At 61.5% G+C, this 18,793-nt stretch carries 15 protein-coding genes and 2 pseudogenes; 6 read left to right on the forward strand and 11 right to left on the reverse strand.

Annotated features, from left to right (window positions below; all coding sequences use genetic code 11):
- The first annotated feature begins 190 nt into the window (after positions 1-190).
- From HDC30_RS13650 to HDC30_RS13665, 4 genes are all read left to right on the forward strand, one after another.
- On the forward strand, positions 191-1,543 hold the full coding sequence (locus HDC30_RS13650) for a 3-oxoacyl-ACP reductase (RefSeq protein WP_097089933.1): 1,353 nt from the start codon (positions 191-193) through the stop codon (positions 1,541-1,543).
- 2 nt (positions 1,544-1,545) lie between these two features.
- On the forward strand, positions 1,546-2,400 hold the full coding sequence (locus HDC30_RS13655; RefSeq protein WP_183783581.1) for a MaoC/PaaZ C-terminal domain-containing protein: 855 nt from the start codon (positions 1,546-1,548) through the stop codon (positions 2,398-2,400).
- Between the two features lie 305 nt (positions 2,401-2,705).
- Positions 2,706-4,295 (forward strand): collagen-like triple helix repeat-containing protein, encoded by a 1,590-nt coding sequence (locus HDC30_RS13660; RefSeq protein ID WP_183783583.1) that lies wholly within the window; start codon positions 2,706-2,708, stop codon positions 4,293-4,295.
- A 134-nt stretch (positions 4,296-4,429) separates the two neighbouring features.
- On the forward strand, positions 4,430-6,100 hold the full coding sequence (locus tag HDC30_RS13665) for a ShlB/FhaC/HecB family hemolysin secretion/activation protein (protein ID WP_096794841.1): 1,671 nt from the start codon (positions 4,430-4,432) through the stop codon (positions 6,098-6,100).
- Positions 6,101-6,217: 117 nt separating this feature from the next.
- On the opposite strand, the gene HDC30_RS13670 is transcribed toward HDC30_RS13665, so the two are convergent.
- From HDC30_RS13670 to cpaB, 9 genes and pseudogenes are all read right to left on the reverse strand, one after another.
- Entirely contained in the window at positions 6,218-8,620 is a 2,403-nt protein-coding gene (locus HDC30_RS13670) for an autotransporter outer membrane beta-barrel domain-containing protein (protein WP_183783585.1), read from the reverse strand.
- A 268-nt stretch (positions 8,621-8,888) separates the two neighbouring features.
- Positions 8,889-9,155: pseudogene (locus tag HDC30_RS13675) on the reverse strand (DUF3613 domain-containing protein); the annotation flags it as partial.
- Positions 9,156-9,166: 11 nt separating this feature from the next.
- Entirely contained in the window at positions 9,167-9,862 is a 696-nt protein-coding gene (locus HDC30_RS13680) for a tetratricopeptide repeat protein (protein ID WP_103368079.1), read from the reverse strand.
- Positions 9,863-9,872: 10 nt separating this feature from the next.
- Positions 9,873-10,763 (reverse strand): type II secretion system F family protein, encoded by an 891-nt coding sequence (locus HDC30_RS13685; protein WP_027613617.1) that lies wholly within the window; start codon positions 10,761-10,763, stop codon positions 9,873-9,875.
- Positions 10,760-11,644, reverse strand: a complete 885-nt coding sequence (locus HDC30_RS13690) for a type II secretion system F family protein (protein WP_027613616.1) — start codon at positions 11,642-11,644, stop codon at positions 10,760-10,762. The genes HDC30_RS13685 and HDC30_RS13690 overlap by 4 nt, the downstream gene beginning before the upstream one ends.
- Positions 11,645-11,654: 10 nt before the next feature.
- On the reverse strand, positions 11,655-12,926 hold the full coding sequence (locus HDC30_RS13695) for a CpaF family protein (protein ID WP_027613615.1): 1,272 nt from the start codon (positions 12,924-12,926) through the stop codon (positions 11,655-11,657).
- A pseudogene (locus HDC30_RS13700) lies at positions 12,923-14,113 on the reverse strand (pilus assembly protein). Before HDC30_RS13700 ends, HDC30_RS13695 begins: the two are co-directional and overlap by 4 nt.
- Positions 14,110-15,381: a type II and III secretion system protein family protein gene (locus tag HDC30_RS13705; protein ID WP_027613613.1), complete on the reverse strand. Its 1,272-nt coding sequence runs from the start codon at positions 15,379-15,381 to the stop codon at positions 14,110-14,112. The pseudogene HDC30_RS13700 and the gene HDC30_RS13705 overlap by 4 nt, the downstream one beginning before the upstream one ends.
- 21 nt (positions 15,382-15,402) lie before the next feature.
- Positions 15,403-16,353, reverse strand: coding sequence for a Flp pilus assembly protein CpaB (cpaB, locus tag HDC30_RS13710; RefSeq protein ID WP_183783589.1), 951 nt, complete (start codon positions 16,351-16,353; stop codon positions 15,403-15,405).
- Between the two features lie 336 nt (positions 16,354-16,689).
- Here cpaB and HDC30_RS13715 point away from each other — a divergent pair, with 336 nt between their 5' ends.
- Positions 16,690-16,893 (forward strand): Flp family type IVb pilin, encoded by a 204-nt coding sequence (locus tag HDC30_RS13715; RefSeq protein ID WP_027613611.1) that lies wholly within the window; start codon positions 16,690-16,692, stop codon positions 16,891-16,893.
- A gap of 59 nt (positions 16,894-16,952) precedes the next feature.
- Entirely contained in the window at positions 16,953-17,360 is a 408-nt protein-coding gene (locus tag HDC30_RS13720) for a response regulator (RefSeq protein ID WP_027613610.1), read from the forward strand.
- Between the two features lie 44 nt (positions 17,361-17,404).
- Here HDC30_RS13720 and HDC30_RS13725 read toward each other — a convergent pair whose 3' ends face one another.
- Together HDC30_RS13725 and HDC30_RS13730 are read right to left on the reverse strand one after the other, a co-directional pair.
- A complete protein-coding gene (locus HDC30_RS13725) occupies positions 17,405-18,181 on the reverse strand; it encodes a response regulator transcription factor (protein ID WP_139053451.1) in 777 nt (258 codons plus the stop codon).
- A gap of 126 nt (positions 18,182-18,307) precedes the next feature.
- The gene (locus HDC30_RS13730; RefSeq protein ID WP_183783591.1) at positions 18,308-18,778 is read right to left on the reverse strand and encodes a prepilin peptidase; all 471 of its coding nucleotides are present in this window, start codon (positions 18,776-18,778) and stop codon (positions 18,308-18,310) included.
- Positions 18,779-18,793 lie beyond the last annotated feature (15 nt).

Here is an 18,793-nt window from a genome sequence, read left to right on the forward strand (position 1 = left end):
TGGCTTGCCAGCGATAGGGCCGGCACCTCCAGCATTTCCAGTGGCTGACACTCCGCCATCGCTGGCAAGCCAGCTCCCACAGGGACGGTGGTCTACTCTGCTGTTCTAGCGTAGGCCTTATTGCGTGGATCGAACGATTGATTGCCGTTGGTAGTCCACACTTTGAACCCCAACTTTTGGAGAGCGTTCCATGTCTGACCGCTATATCGACTTCGCCAACTCATCCATCGGCCACCGTCTGGTCGGGGCTTTGGGCCTGCCGTCGCCGGTGCGGCTGGAACGCTGGCAGGCCGGACGCCTGCGGCCGGTGGACGGTGCGCTGCTGATCGGCGGCGGGCCGCTCGCCGAGCGGGTCAATGCGTTCGCCAACCGCCTGACCGATGCGATCTACAGCTACGGCACTGAACCGTCGCTGGCCACCGCGTGGATTCCCGGGCACGGGCCGAAACTCAAGGCCGTGGTGTTCGATGCCAGCGACCTGCAACACACCGACCAGCTCAAACAGCTGCGCGAATTCTTCCAGCCGTTGATGAAAAACCTCGACAGCAGCGCGCACCTGGTGATTCTCGGCCGCGCCCCGGAAACCCTGCGCGAGCCCTTTGCATCCAGTGCGCAACGGGCGCTCGAAGGCTTTTCACGTTCGCTGGCCAAGGAGCTGCGCAGCGGCGGCACGCTGCAACTGATCTATGTCGGTGACGGCGCTGAAGATCAGCTTGAGGGGCCGTTGCGGTTTTTCCTGTCACCGAAAAGTGCCTTTGTTTCCGGGCAGGTGATTCGCCTGAGCCCGTGCGCCACGCCGGTCACCGATTGGACCCGGCCATTGGCCGGACGCAAGGCGCTGGTCACCGGCGCGGCACGCGGGATCGGCGCCTCGATTGCCGAGACCCTCGCCCGCGATGGCGCCGAGGTGATTCTGCTCGACGTCCCCCCGGCCAAGACTGATCTGGAAGCCCTCGCCGCACGTCTTGGCGGCCGGGCGATCACCCTTGATATCTGCGCCGAAGATGCCGCCGCGCACCTGATCGAACAACTGCCGGACGGCCTCGACATTCTGGTGCACAACGCCGGGATCACCCGCGACAAGACCCTGGCCAACATGACCCCGGAATTCTGGGACGCGGTGCTGGCGGTCAACCTCAATGCCCCGCAAGTGCTGACCAAGGCGCTGCTCGACAGCGGCACCCTGCACGACAATGCGCGGGTGATTCTGCTGGCCTCGATCAGCGGCATCGCCGGCAATCGCGGGCAGACCAACTACGCCGCGAGCAAGGCCGGGCTGATCGGCCTGGCTCAGGCCTGGGCGCCAACGCTGCACGAACGCGGCATCAGCATCAACGCCGTGGCCCCGGGCTTCATCGAAACCCAGATGACCGCGCACATCCCGTTCGGCCTGCGTGAGGCCGGACGGCGCATGAGTTCGCTGGGCCAGGGCGGCTTGCCGCAAGACGTCGCCGAAGCCGTCGCGTGGCTGGCGCAACCGGGCACCGGAGCCTTCACCGGCCAGGCATTGCGGGTCTGTGGCCAAAGTGTTCTGGGGGCATAGGCATGAGCATTGAATGGCACACCCTCGACCGTGAACCGAGCCTGCCCGGCCTGTACGCGCGGGCCGCGACACGGCGCAAGATCACCGGCACCCGACTGCCCGAAACGGGTTTGCGTTGCTGGGTCGATGTCGACCCGCAGAAACTGGCGGCCTATCGCAAGGTTTGCGGCTTTGCCGATGACGGCCTGCTGCCGCCGACTTATCCACACATCCTCGCGTTCGCCCTGCAGATGCAATTGCTCACGGCCAAGGAGTTTCCGTTCCCGTTGCTGGGGCTGATTCACCTGAGCAACCGCATTCGCGTGTTGCGGCCGATGGGCGGGATCAACCGAGCACAAATCAGCGTCCGTGTGCACAACCTGCAGCCACATCCCAAAGGGGCGACTTTCGAGGTGTTGACCACTCTGGATGATCAACTCGGGCCGCTGTGGGAAGCCGAAAGCCAGATGCTCTGTCGCGGAGTGAAACTCGACGGCGAAACTGTCGAGCAACACTGGGAACCGTCCCAAGTGTTGACGCAAGTGGCGCAATGGAAAGCCCCCGCCGATATCGGTCGGCAGTACGCCAAAGTGTCGGGCGACTACAACCCGATTCACCTGAGCGCTGCCAGCGCCAAACTGTTCGGTTTCCCCACGGCGATTGCTCACGGGTTGTGGAACAAGGCGCGAACCCTCGCCGCACTGTCGGATCATCTACCCAAAGCCAACCTTGAAATCGCCGTGCACTTTCGCAAACCGGTGCGCTTGCCCAGTGAGGTTTCATTGCTGGCGAGTGCGCCGAGGTCCAGCGGCGAGTTGCGCCTGATCGGCAACGGCGATCTGGAACACATGGTCGGGCAATGGCAACCGATTGCCTGACCCCGTACCCCGGAGGCAAGCCTGTAAATTGTGTATATATCACTTAAGTTTTTCCGCGCTTGGCGCCGCACTCTGAAAAACTCCAGGCCTTGATTTTCAAGGCCTTTTTTTATGCGTCTATATCTTGGGTATTAGTGCTTAGGCACGGCGCGGCGCCTTATATATAAAGGCGTTAATACCAACTTGAGAATGGTGGAAAAGCACCGCGCGATCGAGATTGGCACCACGGACGAGGCATCACCGGCGACAGATCGGTGAGCCATCGAAAACGACGAATGTTGTTACAGGTGCAAGGAATCTCAATCATGAAAACTCAAGTGTGGTGCAAATCGGCAACAGCTCTGGCATTGATCCTCTCCCTTGGTCTGGCTGGCTGCAGCAGCGGCGGTGGCGGCCATCACAGCAGCTCCGGCAGCTCTTCGCCAGACAGCGCGACGTCGGGCACTGGCGGCACTGGTGGCACAGGCGGTAGTAGTGGCACTGGCGGTACTGGCGGCACCGATACCGCTGGCACAGGTGGTACCGGTGGCACTGGCGGTACCGGCACGACCAATCCGACCAATCCGACGAACCCGACCAATCCTACCAATCCGACAGACCCTACGGATCCAACCAACCCGACCAACCCGACTACCACCCCGCTAGTGACCACCACCCTGGTGCAGGATGTCGGCAACACCGTCGCGGGCGTCGGCAGTGGTGTCGGTCAGGTCGGCGACTCCTTGAGCACCGTTCCAGTAGTGGGCGGCGTGGTGCAAAGCGCAGTAAAAACCACAGGCAATGTGGTCACTACCCTGGGTGATGGCGTGGCCAACGGCATCGGCAAACTGGGCACGGTCGACAATGGCCTGGGCGTCACGGCGTCCTCGGTCGGCGGCGTGGTTTCAGATGTCGGTACCGGCGTCTCGGACCTGAGCGGCAAACTGGCGACCGCCACCGGCAGCGTTCCGGTCGTCGGCGGCGTGGTCACCAAAGTGGCACCGGTGCTCGATGGCGTCGGTGAAAAAGTCACCATGCTCGGCGACACCCTGAGCTTGGCCACCACCACCGGCCCACTGGGCTCGGTGACTAAAAGTGTCGGCAACGGTCTGGTGCCAGTGATTGCCATGGTTGAAAGCACCACCGACAAAGTCGGCGATGCAACCGGCCTCGGCGCTCCGCTCAATGGTGTCCTCGGCCAAGTCGGTGGCGCCGTCAAAGGCGTGGGCGGTCAAGTCACCGGTGCTGGCGGCGGCAACGCGTTGACCAACACCGTCGGCGGCGCCTTGACCAATGTCGGCACTGCCGTCGGCAAAGCCGGCGGGCTGGTGGATAACGGCACCAGCAGCGGTGGCGGATTGGGCGGTGGTCTCGGCGGCGGTCTGGGCGGTACCGGCTTGCTGCAAACGGTTGGCGGCGCCGTGGTCAACGTCGGTGCCGGTCTGAACGCCGGCAGCACCAACGGCGTGGTCAGCGCCGGCGGCGTCACGGCTGGCGGACTGGGCAACACCATCGCTTCGCTCAACACCGTACTCGGCGGCTCGGGCACTCCGATCACCGCCACCACCTCGCCACTGGCCACCGTCGGCGCTACCGTCGGCGCAGGGCTGAACCCAGTCACCAGTGCGGTCACCAGCGTCACTCAACAAGTCGGCGCCGCGACAGGTCTGGGCGCGCCGGTCGCCGGTCTCACCGGCCAGGTTGGCGGCGCCGTCAGCGGCATCGGCAACACCATCGCCGCCACCAACAACCCGGTCACTACCGCCGTGGGTGGTGTGGTCAGCAACGTCGGCGCCACCGTCGGTGCGGTCGGCGGACTGGTCAGCGGCGGCACCGCCACTGGAGGCACCGCAACCGGAGGCCTGGGCGGTGTACTCGGTGGTCTGACCGGCGCTCTTGGAGGCAACAAACGCTAAATTGCACCTGGCCGATTCGACGGCCTCACCTACAGCGCCTACGCTTGGTTGAGGGCGGAAGATTCCCACGAGTCTTCCGCTTTTTTCTTAGGAAAAATTCAGCCCAGCGCTGTGATCTGACCATGGAGTGTCCTATGCGCGTAATGGCATCCCTGCTGTTCCTCAGTCTCAGTTCCGCCGCCCTCGCCGACACCCTGCCCAGTTTTCTCAACAGCAACGAAACCACGCGTAACCTGCCCGTGCCGAACCTGCCGGCAGATGCTTATCGCCCCGCCGCCACGCCCCTGCAAGTACCCGACCCCGGCGCGGCCACGGCGCAGCCGCTGTTGATGGAGACCAAAATCAACCTGAAAACCGTGCAGATCGAAGGCGGCACGATCTACCCGCTCAATGAGCTGGCCGAAGTCTACAAACCCCTGATCGGCCATCAGACCAGCCTCGCCGACCTGATCGAAGCCACACGCGACATCACCCGGCGCTACCAGAAGGACGGCTATCTGCTGTCCTACGCCTTCCTGCCGCAACAGCGTTTCGACGACGGCGTAGCCCGAGTGGTGCTGGTGGAAGGTTATGTGCGCGATGTGCAGGTGCAGGGCGATGTCGGCCGGGTCAAAGGCCTGCTCGACGAACTGGCAGCCAAAATCCAGGCCGAACGCCCGCTGACCCGCAAGACCTTCGAACGCTACACCACCCTGATGACCCGCATCCCCGGGGTGACCATCCAGGCGCAAGTGCCGCCGCCCGGCACCACCGACGGCGCAACAACACTGGTGGCCCAGGCCAGCCGCAAACCGTTCACCAGCACCATGAGCACCACCGAAGACAACCGCAATGGCACCCAGGCGTTGCTGGGGGTCAGCAGCAACTCGCAGACCGCCATGGGCGAGCAATTGACCCTCAGCGGTCTGTTTCCACCGGGCGACGATCACGAGCGCTACTACCGTGTGGACTACAACCAGTTCCTCAATAGCGAAGGTACGCAACTGAGCCTGTTTGCCTCGCGCTACCGGGCCGATCCGGGCACCAATGTGCTCACCAGCGATGGCTTCGAACTCAAACCGCACAAGGAAGATGACCGTTACTCCATCGGTGTCAGCCACCCGTTCATTGCCGCCTCCAACGAGCTGCTTAACGCGGGAGCGCGGCTCTATGCAGTGGATGACAAAAACCGCTACGACGTGGTCGGCTATCCGCTCAGCATCGAAGAGCGCACCAACGTGCGTGCCCTCGCATTCGAAGGCGACTGGCGCAAGAGCGATGCCCGGCAACTGCGGATTCTCAGTGGTGGCGTGTATCAGGGTCTGGACAGCATGGGCGCGCATTCCAACAACCCGGCGCTGGACCTGAACTTCCTGCGCCTGCGCCTCTCCGGGGTGCAAAGCGACAAGTTCTTCGACAACTGGCAAGGCGTGCTGTCGGCCGCGCTGTACTGGAGTGATGACACCCTGCCTGACAGCGAACGCGCGGTGTTCGGCGGGCAGAATTTCGGCCGTGGCTACCCGGACGATCAGGCGTCGGGCGACAAGGGCTGGGGTGCGGCTTACGAGGTCAACTACAGTTTCAATCGCGACGGCAACTGGGTGCGCATCCTGCAGCCGTACGTGGTGCTGGACCGTTCGAAAACCTGGTTCAACAAGCTGGCGGTGCAGAGCAATGACCTGTCATCGGCAGCAGTAGGCCTGCGTTTTGGCGATGCCAAGTACTACAACATTGCGTTGGAGGCCGCCAAGCCGATGTCCGATGAAGCGCTGGATACGTTCAATCGTCGGGCGCGTTACAGCATCAGTTTCAGCTATCAACTGTAGGGTGTCAGATCAATCAACTGAGCAGGCAGACCGCTTTCGCGAGCAAGCCCGCTCCCACATTGGAATGCACATCCCTGTGGGAGCAGGCTCGCTCCCACAGGTTTTACGCGATGTGGATCAGAACGCGTAACGCACCTTCGCGGTAAAGCTGTCGGAGTCGAAACCGCTGGAGGTCAGATAGTTGTAAGAGCCACCGACGCTCCACGCGCCCATGCGGTAGTTGGCGCCCAGGCCCAGTTCATAGCTGTCACGCACCGGAGTGGTACCGCGGCTGACGGACGACTCGCCCCCCAGCACGAAGGCCGATGTGGTGCTGACCTTGTCACCGATGAAGTCATGCCAGGCCATCAGCTTCGCTTCCGGTTCCAGGCTGCCGCTGCCAACATCGAATGCCGCCGCCAGACGTGCACCGACGCCCATCTCACCGACTTCATAACGCTGACTGCCGACATTCAGCGACGCCGAGCTGCCCTTCTCGCGATACGCATCCATGCCGACATTGGCATAGCGCGCGCCAACCTGTGGTTCCAGCACCACATCAGGCATCAGCCGCAGGCTGTACCCGGCCAGTGCGCTCACGCCGAATACATCACTGTCGTAATCAGCCTTGGCCTGAGTGCCAGCGATATAGCGTTTGGATTCGTTATCGTTCCAGCCGTACATCAGCGACGAGTCGACGAACCAGTTGTCATGTACCCAGTTGCTGTACAACGTCAGCGCATGCCCAGTGACCTTGGTCTTGTTGCCGAGGTCGGATTTCACATCGGTATCGAGGTAGCTGTAGGCCAGACCCAATGTGGTATCGGCATTCAACTGACCATCGGCACCGACCGCGATCCCGTGGCTGTCGGCGTCATAACCGGCGACACCGCGACGCTCGTCCTGATTGGCATCGCTGCTCAAGGCTTGCAGCCATACGCCTTTTTCCGGGGCGCCGGTGGCTGAGCGTGCGCGACTGGAGCGATCATTGATCACGCCCGAGACCAGCGTCTGACTGTTGGTCGCCGCGTGCAGTACACCACGGCTGACATCCGGGCTGAGGGTTTCACTCAGGCGCGCCAGTTCGGCATCGGTGCCAGCGTTGGCGAATGCCTGGAACACCGGATCCTGTTCATCGAGGCGTGCCAGCAGTCCTGGCACATGCCCGACCGCCGTCGCCGCGTTATCACTACCGCCGACTGCCAGGGTGTTCTCGGCCAGCACCTCGCTCGACTTGGTCGTCACCACGCTGGTGATGTCGTTACCGACCACACCGAAACTCTTCACATCCAGCAGCGCGGAGGTCGAGGTCACGGTCAGGTTGTTGCCACCGACCAGATTCCCCGAGCTGATCAGGGTGTAACGCGTTCCACCGGGGCTCACGCGAAAATCACTGGAGCGCGCCAGCAGACGCAGTTGCGCGCCCGGGGCGATATCGGTGGTGCCGGTGACCTTCAGCACAGGCAGCGCCGGGTTGGTGTCATTGCCCAGGTACATCTCCAGCACCGAGTTCGACTCTTCCATGTCGAAGTCGCCGATGAAGGTGGTGTGCGGCTTCATCAGGGTCAGCGTGCCCTCTTCGATAGTGACGTAGCCGGAGCGGATGGTCGAACCGTCGAAAGTCGCATCACCGTCGACCAGTACTCCAGACAGGCCGAGCAGGTCACCCTTCACCGCGCCGCCATAGAAATAAAAGTAGCTCGTGCCGTCATCGACCTGGATCGCCGCCTTGCCACCCTCGATCAACCCGTTCATTTGATAGATGCCGAAAGGCAGGGCGCCACTGGCCTGGCCGCTGACATGCACACCGATGTCCTCGCCGGAGATGGTTCCGCCGTTCCACAGCCTGGTGGAGCCGGAACCCGCTGCACCGCTGAACTTGACGCCCTCGAACACTACCGCCTCGGCATTGGCACCGGTCGCACGGATAGTCCCGGTGTTGTTGACCGACTGGCTCAGCGTCGCGCCATCGAGCAATACGCCCAATGCGTCGGTGCCGCTAGCGGTGATGGTGCCTCGGTTGCTGAGCCCGGTCATGTTGGTATGCACCAGCAACAGGCCACTGGCGGTCTGGCCGCTGACGTCGATGCTGCCACTGTTGACCAACGAATCGCCCAGCGTGCTGCCGAGATCGGAAATACCGCTGGAGGTGCCAGCGTCGGCCAGACCGTGAACTGAAATAGAGCCTTCGTTGAGCAGCGCGCCGGCGATTTTGGTCGGCACCACTCCAGCGGTCCCCAGACTGATCCCGGTGCCGAACCTGGCGCCGTCAATCCGGATATTGCCGGTGTTGCGCAGTTGATCCGCCGTCACCCCCGAGATCTGTGCGCCGTAGGTCGTACTCACCTGGGAAACAGGAGCGATGTCGCCGTTACCGCTCAGAGTGATCAGCCCCCAATTCTGCAGATTACTGGTCAGCGGGCCGCCACCCAGATCGTGGTTCAGGCTCGCGCCGGCGGCGACAGCCATAGAGGTGTGCAAAGCGGCGGCGGCGGAGATGGAGAGCGCCAGGACAGAGCGGCGCAGGCAAACGATAGTCACGCGAGATTCCCTTCCAAAACATGAGAAACAGTTTCAGCAGGGTTCATTACATGATTCAGGCATCCCTACCGTCCCACCAAGTCGTCCTGGTTCGGGCGCGGGGAATGTACACGAGCCATCATTTTGATACCACACAAAAGTCAAAGTGATGGCGTCAATTTTTCTGTTGATCGCGTCACGATCGAGACTCCGCCGGCCGGAATCGATGCTGCAGATTCCGCGCGGCCGACGATAAACGACGATGCAGGTTGATCTTAAGGCGTTCCCCCCCCGATCCACTGTCGACCTTGCCGCCCTGGTCCTGGTCGAAAAACACTGGAATATCGTGCTGGTAACTTTTCAACCAGCGTTGCATGGCCAGCTCACGCTCGGCTGGGGTGACGGTTTGCAGTGTCGGCGAGGGCACCTTGTTCCGGGCCTGCAACTGCAACCAGCCTTCGGTTTCCTGTTGCTGGGCCGAGGCCGGCCCCGCGTCGATGGCGTGACTGGCCAGTGGCAAGGCCAACAGGCTGAAGCAGACAATCGCGGCTTTCATCGCAGCTCTCCTTACTTGAGCATTGCCGTGACGGCGGCCGAAGCCGGGGCCTTCGCCGGCACCCTGAGTTTTTCCGCGCGGCTCTGGGCTTCGCTGAATTGCGCAGGACTGAGGCCCAGACGACTGACCAGTTCACCGGCACGGGTCCAGTCATCCTGGTACAGCAACAGCGTCACCAGATTCAGCGCGGCCAGTTGATCGCTTTGCTTGAGTTCCATAGCCGTCAGGAATTCGAAGCGCGCGTCTTCGATACGTAGTTGATTGAGGTAGACCACGCCCAGGTCATTGCGGATTTTTTCGTCGGTTGGCGCCAACCGTGCGGCACGTTGCAGATGAGCCTGGGCCTGGCCGTAATCGGCCTTGGCCGCGGCCAGTTGCCCCAGACCGTGCTCGGCCTCGGCCGCCAGACAGGTGCCGAGCAAACCACGATAAAGCGGCTCGGCCTCGCTGCGCCCAAGCAAACGGTAAACCCGGGCTTTGCGCAAGCGCACATCGGCGAGGTTGTCCGGCAGGCTCTGCAGGTTGGCAAGGCTGGCGTGCAGCTTGCCGTCATTGGCCATGTCGTCGGCGAGGTTCAGGGACAATTGCTGCTCCGAATTCAATTTGCCGCAACTGGCGTTGCTGCTCAGCGCCTCCCAAGGGGTCTGTCCGGTATTGGCACAGCCACCGAGTAACACAAGGCATGCACCTGCAATCATTGCTTTCATCACGATCCCTCTAAGCACCCAAGGCCTTGGCCAGGGCGGTGAAGCCCGGGCCAGCCAGGACAATCAACAACGCCGGGAAGAGAAACAGCATCATCACGACGGACATTTTGGCGGACATTTTCGATATGTATTCCTGCAGCCGGGTGAGGCGCCGGTCGTCAAGCAATTGCTTGAGCGACAGCAACGATTTCATCGCGCCGCCGCCCTGATAGAGCAATTGCTGAAGGATCACGCAAGTGTCGGTGAACTCGTCCACCGCCAGCAGCTGGGTGGCCTTGTTCAGTTCTTCACCCAGTTCGAGACCCGAGTCGACCCGCACCAGGACCAGACGCAGCTCTTGCGTCAGCACGGGCAACAGCGCCTGGGCCTCGTGGCTCAACACCCGTAACGCCTGCTCCACCGCCATGCCCGACTCAAAGAGAATGCGCAGCAGCGGCAGGAACGTGATGATCTCGCTCGCCAGTCGTTTCTGCCGACGTGCCACCGCCATCACCAGCAGGCGTTTGGGCAGCAGGTAGCCGACGCCGAGGGCAAACAATGGCGCAATCCACTGTTTTTCCACGTGGGGGAAGAACACCCCTTGCAGCAACAGCACCAAGGCGAGCATTAACAGCGGAGAGCCGATCTGGCAGGCGGCGAACAGCGAACGTTGCCGCGCACTGCGCCAGCCGAGGCGGTTGAGCAGCGTCTGGGTTTCATTGTCAATCTTTACGCTGTGCTGGCCGACCTTGCTTTCGCCGAGCACTTGCAGGAGGTTGCCAAAACGATTCTCGCGAATCATCTCGCCATCGAGCCGACGACTGATCTGCCGGCTGCGCCGACGCTGCTCCAACAGATTGGCGATCAGCAGCACCGCGGCACCGAGCAAGAATAAAGCGCTGATTATCAGAGGCGTGGTCATAGGCTGCGCAACATCCGCCAAAGCAACAGGCTGCCGAGCACCTGCATGCCGAACGCCGCAGCGAGCATGTGCTGCCCGGACGGGTCGTGCCACATGGCGACCAGATACACTGGATTGGACAGCAGGAAATAACCCGCCATGGTGATCGGCAACAGTCCCAGTACCCACGCGGTTAGCCGGGTTTCGCCGGTCATGGCACGCAACTGGCGTGAGGCCTGGTCACGTTCGCGGATCATCTTGATCAGGTTTTCCAGCAGCTCGCTGGCGTTGCCGCCGTAGCGATGATTAACCTTGAGGCCAAGGGCGAACAGGCGAAACTCGTCCCGCTCGTAAAGCTCGGCCAGATCCGCCACCGCGTCAGGCAAACTGACCCCCAACTGCACGTTGCGCTGCACTCGACCCATGGCGTCTTTCAGAGGCGCTTCACTGGCCTCGATGCCACCGAGTACGGCATCTGCCAGGGTGCGTCCAGACTTGAGGCTGCGCACCGTGTGGTCGAGCAGTTGCGGCAATTGTTCGATCATGCGCCGCAATCGCCGTTGGTAACGCCAACTGACATACAGCCGCATGACTACCGGCGGCAACGCCATCAGTACCAGCAAACCCACCCACCCGGCGACGGCGAAGCCGATCAATGTTGCAAACGCCCACAACAGCAGCCACACGCCGAGTCGATCAGTCGGGCGCCCCAGACCGGCGCGCAAGAACGCACGCTCCAGGCCCGCCCAACGCGGTTCTTCGCCTGCCAGTTGCGGCTGCCCCTGACTCAGCCGCTCGAGCACGCGCTCCGAGCCACTCTGCCGCCAGCCGTTGTAAAACAGGCGCAACGACAGGCCGAGCAAAGCCAGGCAAATCACGATCAGCAATAGCGGCTTGAGCATGCCGTGCCCCTCAATGCGGATGCGCCGGGTCGCGGCGCAATTTGTCACCGGCCGGGTTCACCGCTTCACGCAGAAAACCGAATCCGGTGCGACGGTCGAGGCGAAACAGCGTGTTGGTGACATAGACGTCGTCGCGCACACCGACCACTTCCACTACTTCGCTGACGCAGCGGCGGCCGTCGGGCATGCGAGTCAGCTGAATAATCACGTCGAGGGCGGCGCAGATCATCTGGCGCAGGGTACGCTCGGCGATCGTGCGGCCGGTAAGGCCCACCAGTGTCTCCAGGCGCAGCAGCGCATCCTGCGCATTGTTGGCGTGCACGGTGCTCATCGAGCCGTCGTGACCGGTGTTCATCGCGGTCAGCACATCGACCACTTCCACCCCACGAATCTCGCCAAGGATGATCCGATCGGGACGCATCCGCAGGGCGTTGCGGATCAGGTCGCTGGCCTTGACTTCGCCGTGGCCCTCGGCATTCGGCGGGCGGGTTTCCAGCCGTACGACATGCGGGTGGCCAAGTTGCAACTCAGCGACATCCTCGATGGTCACCAGACGTTCGTGGGGATTGATCAACTGACTGAGAATGTTCAGCAAGGTGGTTTTACCGGTGCCGGTACCGCCGCTGATAAGGATGTTGCAGCGCTTGCCTACCGCCTCTTCGATAAAGTCGAAAATCGCCTGGTCGATGGTTTGCATCGCCATCAGGTCGCTGCTCTTGAGCATGTCCTTGCGAAACTTTCGAATCGACAGGCACGGGCCGTCGAGGGCAATCGGTGGAATGATCGCGTTGACGCGGCTGCCATCGGGCAGCCGCGCATCGACCATCGGCGAGGACTCGTCGAGACGTCGCCCGAGCGGGGCGAGGATGCGTTGCATGACGCGCTCGACGTGATGTGCATCGATAAAACGCAGATCACTCATGTGCAACACACCGTCGCGCTCGATGAACACCCGGTACGGGCCGTTGACCAGAATTTCGGTCACCGCACTGTCGCGCAGCAGTACTTCGAGTGGGCCGAAACCGGTCAGCTCGTCGACGATTTCTTCAGCCAGCCGCTCCATTTCATATCGCGAAATCGCCAGGTGCAGGCGTGCGATGTATTCGGCCACCTTGTCGATGACAAACTGCGAAAGCACCTGCCGCGAACCTTCCAGCAGGTTTTTCCCGGACTCCTCGATGGCGTCGATGATGTAGCGGTGCAGCACCAGTTTGAGACCGTCGTGATCGGTATTACCGGTTGAGTGGCGTTGCTGCCCGCCAAACAGTTGCTCCCCGTTCATGAGGTGCCCCGCAGGCGGTTGAACCAGTTGATTTTGGGTTTCGCCAAGCCTTCGGAGCGTTTGGCCAGACGCTCGCCGAGAGTGCGCAGGCTTTGACTGAGGGCTTCGCGCGGGGCGAGTTCAAACAGCGTGACGCCCTGGTTTTTCGCGTTCAGGCGCAGCTCCGGACTACACGCCAGCACGGCGATCACCTCCAGACCAAACGTCTTGCCGAGCGTGTCGGAGTCTGGCACGACGTTGCGCAGATAACGGTCGACCAACAAGCGCCCGTGGTCGAGTTTCATGCCTTTTTACCGCCACAGATTGAGCACCGTAAGGTTGCGCCGGCAATCGAGGACGTTCTGGTCGGTGTACCACAACAGCTTGTCGCAATGGCTGACGAAGGTGCGCAAGGCTTCGCTGTCCGGCTGACCGGTGAGGTTGACCACAATGTGCTGGAAGTGTTGACGCAACGCGCTGAGCAGCATGTACAACTCAGCGGCACTGGTGCGCTCGAGCGGCTCGTCGCCACTGGCATACGCCAGAATGCGCAGGCCCGCCTCGGCGCTGGTGAATGCGCTGTCGATCAGGGTCGCGTCAAGGCGCCGCAAGTGACGCAAGGCATCGCCGAAATGGAACGAACTCTCCAGCCCCAGCAACGCCAGACTATCACCGCGCGGCAAGCCAAGATCGAGCAACAGGGTTTGCTGACCGCTCTTCTGCACGACCAGCGCCATGTGGTTGGCGAGCAACGCACCGTCGGCGTTGCTTTGCACGCCGTAAAGCACGGTCAGGCCACCAAGCTGGGCATTCGGCGTCACCGCCGGCAGGCGTTTGCTCAGGCGTCGAACCAGCCCCGCAACCTCGCTGGAACGTGAACCATAGGCAACGAAATCCCGCGCACCGGCGCGCATCGCATTGAGCACCAGTTGATTATCCATGCCATCGCCCAGGGCCACGATGGCGAGCATCGGCTTGGCTTCCAGTACGCCTTCGATCAAGGCACTTTGCGCCACCAGATGGTCGCGATCGAGACCGACGAACACCAGGCTGGCGAAGGTCACATCGACCAACGCGAGCAATTCGTCAAGACTGCCGCCGCCGGCGCTGACCACTTGGCCCAGCGGCGCCAGTGCGCCCTGCAACCATTCAAGATCGGTGTCGTTGCGGGTGATGGCCAGGAAGGTCTGGCTGAGGCTCTGACTCATTGCGATAGCCCACTGCGTTTATCGAAGTTGCCATTTTCCAGGAAGTACAGGCGGTACCAGTTCGGGTCGTAATTACGCAGTTTTTCCCCCGGCAGCGACGGCAACGGTGCATTCGCGGCCAGCGGCTGTACCAGGTGCGGGGTGACGATCATCAGCAGCTCACGCTCCTGGCGGTTGACCGAGGAGTTGCGGAAGAACGCACCGAGCACCGGGATATCGCCCAACCCGGGAAACTTGTTCACTTCGGAGGCGTTGTTGGTGCTGATCAGGCCGCTGATGACAAAACTCTCGCCATCGGCCAGTGAGATGCTGGTATCAGTGCGGCGAATGGTGAACGCCGGCACCCTGGTGCCACCGATGGTAACGCCGTTGTTGTAGTCCAGCTCACTGACCTCCGGTGCGACCTTGAGGGCTATGCGATCGCGGCCAACGACGGTCGGGGTCAGTGTCAGGCGAATGCCGAATTCCTTGTATTCGATGGAATAGCTGTTGCTGTTGGCGCTGGGGACCGGGATCGGGATTTCACCGCCGGCCAGAAAGCTGGCGCTCTGTCCGCTCAGCGCCACCAGGCTCGGGCGGGCCAGAGTGTAGGCAAAACCGCTGCCCTCAAGCGCATTGACGATGCCGAGGAATTTACTGCTGCCGCCGCCCCAGACAATGTTGAACATGTCGTTGGCCAGCGGGATGCTCGGCACCGCGATGCGCGGGTCTAGATTACGCAACGGCACCACGCCTGGCGTGACGCCGGTGTTAGGCACCGTGCCCGGTGCGCCGAACAGGAAATTGTTCGAGCCCTTGCCGAAAATCTGCGTACCAGCCTCTTTCAATTTGGTACGGCTGACCTCGACGAAGCGGATGTCGGTCTGCACTTGTGACGGCAGTGTCGGATCTTCGCTGGCCGGCAATGCCACGGCTGTCATCGCCGCACTGGCCTTGCCCTGGACGAACACCATGCTTTGACGCGGTGCACTGGCGCAGGCACTCCAGATCATCAGGGTGGTTGCGCCGGGAGCGACACCGGTCACCAACACCCCTTGATCGCCGGTCACGCGCACGTCGGCGATTTTCGGGTCGCCCACCGCGACTCGGGTGATCGCCACCGGCGATTGCAGCGCCTGCTGCAAGCCCTCGCCGACTTCCAGCGTGGCCGGCAACTGGCCGAGTGCTGCGCAATTGCCAGTCGCGGCGACGGCACTGCCGCTGGCGGCAATACCCAGCAGCGGGGCCAGAAGCAAGCCGTTGAACAGGGGCGTAAAGCGTCTGCGCATGTAAAGGCGTCCTTGCTCTATTCAGGGAGTGGGTGGGGTGGTTTCGGCGCCGCGGATCACTTCGACGGTCGCTTTGCGCGGGGCCGGTGCACCGGCTACGGCCATGGGTCTGGGTGGCGTCGCCAGTGACAGCTGACTGAACTCCAGGAGTTCGCGACGCGGTGTATCAAGGCGCGTCGCAACATCGTTTTGGCCTGCCCAATACTTCGTCAATTGCTGCTCATCGGCACTGCGCACGGCCAGGCGCAACACACCAGCACCGGACGCCAGCATCAAGCGGCTGAGCATTGGCTCCGGCACCGCCAGCACCACACTGCGTGCGGCCATGCGTTGCTGTTCCTGCTTGAGGCGTTCGTCGTCGCTGCGGGCCGCGCCAGTTGGCTGGCCGTCGTTGGTCAGTCCTGTCTGGCTGCCGACCACCAGCACCCGGACCGCCGGGATTACCAGTTGCGCAGAAGGTTGTGGATTCACTTCGTCCTTGCGCAGAAACAGCAGCACGTCGACGTAATCGCCCGGCGCCAGTTGCCCGCCGACATTGATCACTTCATCAACGGCCACAGCCAGTGCACGCTCGCCGGGACGAATCATCCTCGACAGTTGACTGCCAGGTTCGAAGCTCTCGTCACTGAGCCAGGTGCCGGCACTCAACGGCCGCCACGGCGTGCGTCCGATGACCTGATCGACATTGCCGAGGCTACCGGCCGGTGCTGTTCGTACTTTCTCCACGGCGACATCGGCGGCGGTGATTTTCACGAAAGGGGCGATATCGCGTAGCAGCACGACGACTGGCTGGCGGCTCGGATCCTCCACCGCGGCGGGAGCGGCTGGCGCTGGTTCCACAGGAACGGCTACGGGGGTCGCGACCGGTTCAGCGGCGACAGGTTGCCGACCCAAAGTGAGTCCCCAATACCCGGCGATGATGGCCCCCACCAGAAACAATCCGGCCAGGCCCAAAGTGACGCGACTGTTCATGACGGCTCTCCCTTTCCCGCTGCGTGCTCTTCTTATGCAATGACCCGTACTTCCAACGAGATAACTTCGCAATCAGGCAGCTATGAACAAGTAACTATTTCGCTATTTGACGGTAGCGCAGGAAGAACAAAACGCCATTACGAAGGTTGAAATATCCAGCGAAAGTAGAGGGCTGATGCGCCAAAAGCGGTTTTGAATCGCGAAACAGTGCCTCACTACTTTGGTATTAATTCGTTCTTACAGTTGTTGGTCCTGAAAATGCCGACAATGCTAATGCTGGCACAGGGAAATCATGTTGCGAACGCGCAACACCTGGTGTGCTCAAGGAGAACTCTCATGTCGTATTCCCGGGTAGCCCGCAAAATCAAAGCTCAAGTTGCGTTCGTCAAAGGCCTGGCCAAAGACACCGAAGGAGCATCAGCCATCGAATACGCGCTGGTCGTGGGTCTGGTGGCGCTGGTGATAGCCGCCTTCGGTAACGGCATTGGTACCCGGGTTACCGCAATCCTGACGTCGATCCAGACTGCGTTGGGCGGATAACTTGTCAATGCGCCCATTGGGTTCTACCGTCAGAACTCAGTCCATTGCAGGTGTTGCCCATGAACTCTTCCGTACCTCCTCGCCAGCAGTTGCTTCTCGTCGACGATGAAGAGGATGCACTGCTGGAGTTGGCGGAGTTGCTTGAAGGCGAGGGCTTCACTTGCCACACCGCGACATCGGTAAAGCTTGCGCTGCACCATCTGACCCGCCATCCCGATATCGCCCTGGTGATCACCGATCTGCGCATGCCGGAAGAAAGCGGCATGTCGCTGATCAAGCGCCTGCGTGAACACACTTCGCGCCAGCACCTGCCGGTGATCGTCACCTCCGGGCATGCGGACATGGAGGACGTCAGCGATATGCTGCGCCTGCAGGTTCTCGATCTGTTTCGCAAGCCGATCTATCACGTGCGCCTGCTGGAAACCCTGGACAACCTGTTTCCCAAGGCCAAGACCAATATCGGTTGAAATCGAAAGGTTTGACCCGGGCGGATGTCCGGGACAAACAGAGGTCAGTGCGCGGTCACTCGCTGGCGTAATCCTGAAGTGCCTGGTGACAATGCGAGGGCCAACTGAGTGCGGTTATGCATGTGTGTCAGACGCAACACCTGCGAGACATACAGCTTGACCGTGTTCTCGGTGATTCCCAGCTCACAGGCGATCTGGTAGTTGGTCTGGCCTTTGCCGACCAGCCGCGCGACATCGAGCTGACGCGGTGACAGCTGATTGAAGATCGCCGGGATTTCCAGCCCGTCGCCTTCAGCCGATAGCTCATCGCTTCTCGGTGCCGGCGCGCGCCGCACCTTGTCGAGGTCTTGGTACAGGTCGTCGATCGACTCGGAGAGATACTGGAGCTTCTCGTTCAAGTGTCCCAGTTGCAGGGTTTTCTGCCGTTCCTGCAAGGCAGCTTCCTGACGTTGCAAACCCTCCAGCAGCTCGTCCATGTTGATCGGCTTCTGGTAGTAATCGGCGATTCCGGCACGCAATGCCTTGATCACATCCTGCTTGTCGGCGCGACCGGTGAGCATGATGGCCTCGAACACCCGGTGCTTGCCCGAAAGACGCTGCAGTTCCTGCACCAACTGGATACCGTCCATGTCCGGCATGTGCAGATCGCACAGCACCAGGCCGATGGCGGGGTTTTCGACAAATTGCTCGATGGCCTGCTTGCTGGATTCGCAAGGCACGCAACGGTAGCCGCTGCTTTCGAGAAATTCGCACAGTTCCTCGACAATCAGTGGCTGATCGTCGACCACGAGAACCTTCACAACGGACGTAAGCTTGTTCACTTGCAACTCCATGCTCAGGCCAAAAGGCTGACCGTTCCTGTACTCAGCGCAGGTGGCTGTATAACCGCTGATTTGAAAGTAGACCCACTTTCCTACTATGTACATAGCAGTAGTGGCAGCTGGCGACTAATGGATCCAAAGCAAAGCCAGTAGCGCTCCACTCAACACGAACGGTGCAAATGGCAGCTTTTTTGACTTTGATGGCTCCAGATATCGTAGACGTTGCCTAACCCCTTGACTCATATGCAGCCAGAGTTTTGGCGCAAGCAATAACCACATCAAACTGGCGAGTGCGGCGCCGATAAACGTGTAAAGCAACAGCTGACCGTCCGTCGCAAGACTAAAGGCTGTCATTAGTTTCACATCGCCGGCGCCCAATCGGCGCCATCGATAACCGGGCAACGTCAGCACCAGAGCGAGTAATGCGGCCCAACCGCCCTGAACCGCTTCAGCTCCAAGCCAGGTGTTGCCGGTGCCCAACAGATAGACCATTGCCAAGGCGCCGCCCCCCAGCGTGAGCACATTGGAGATATGCCGCTGTCGGGCATCCTGCGCCGCGCAAAGCGTCAGCCAGATCAGTAGGACAATGCTGTGCATGCGCTAAAAAACGTC

The sequence above is a fragment of the Pseudomonas sp. JAI115 genome (genome assembly GCF_014200835.1).
Lineage (GTDB): Bacteria > Pseudomonadota > Gammaproteobacteria > Pseudomonadales > Pseudomonadaceae > Aquipseudomonas > Aquipseudomonas putida_A.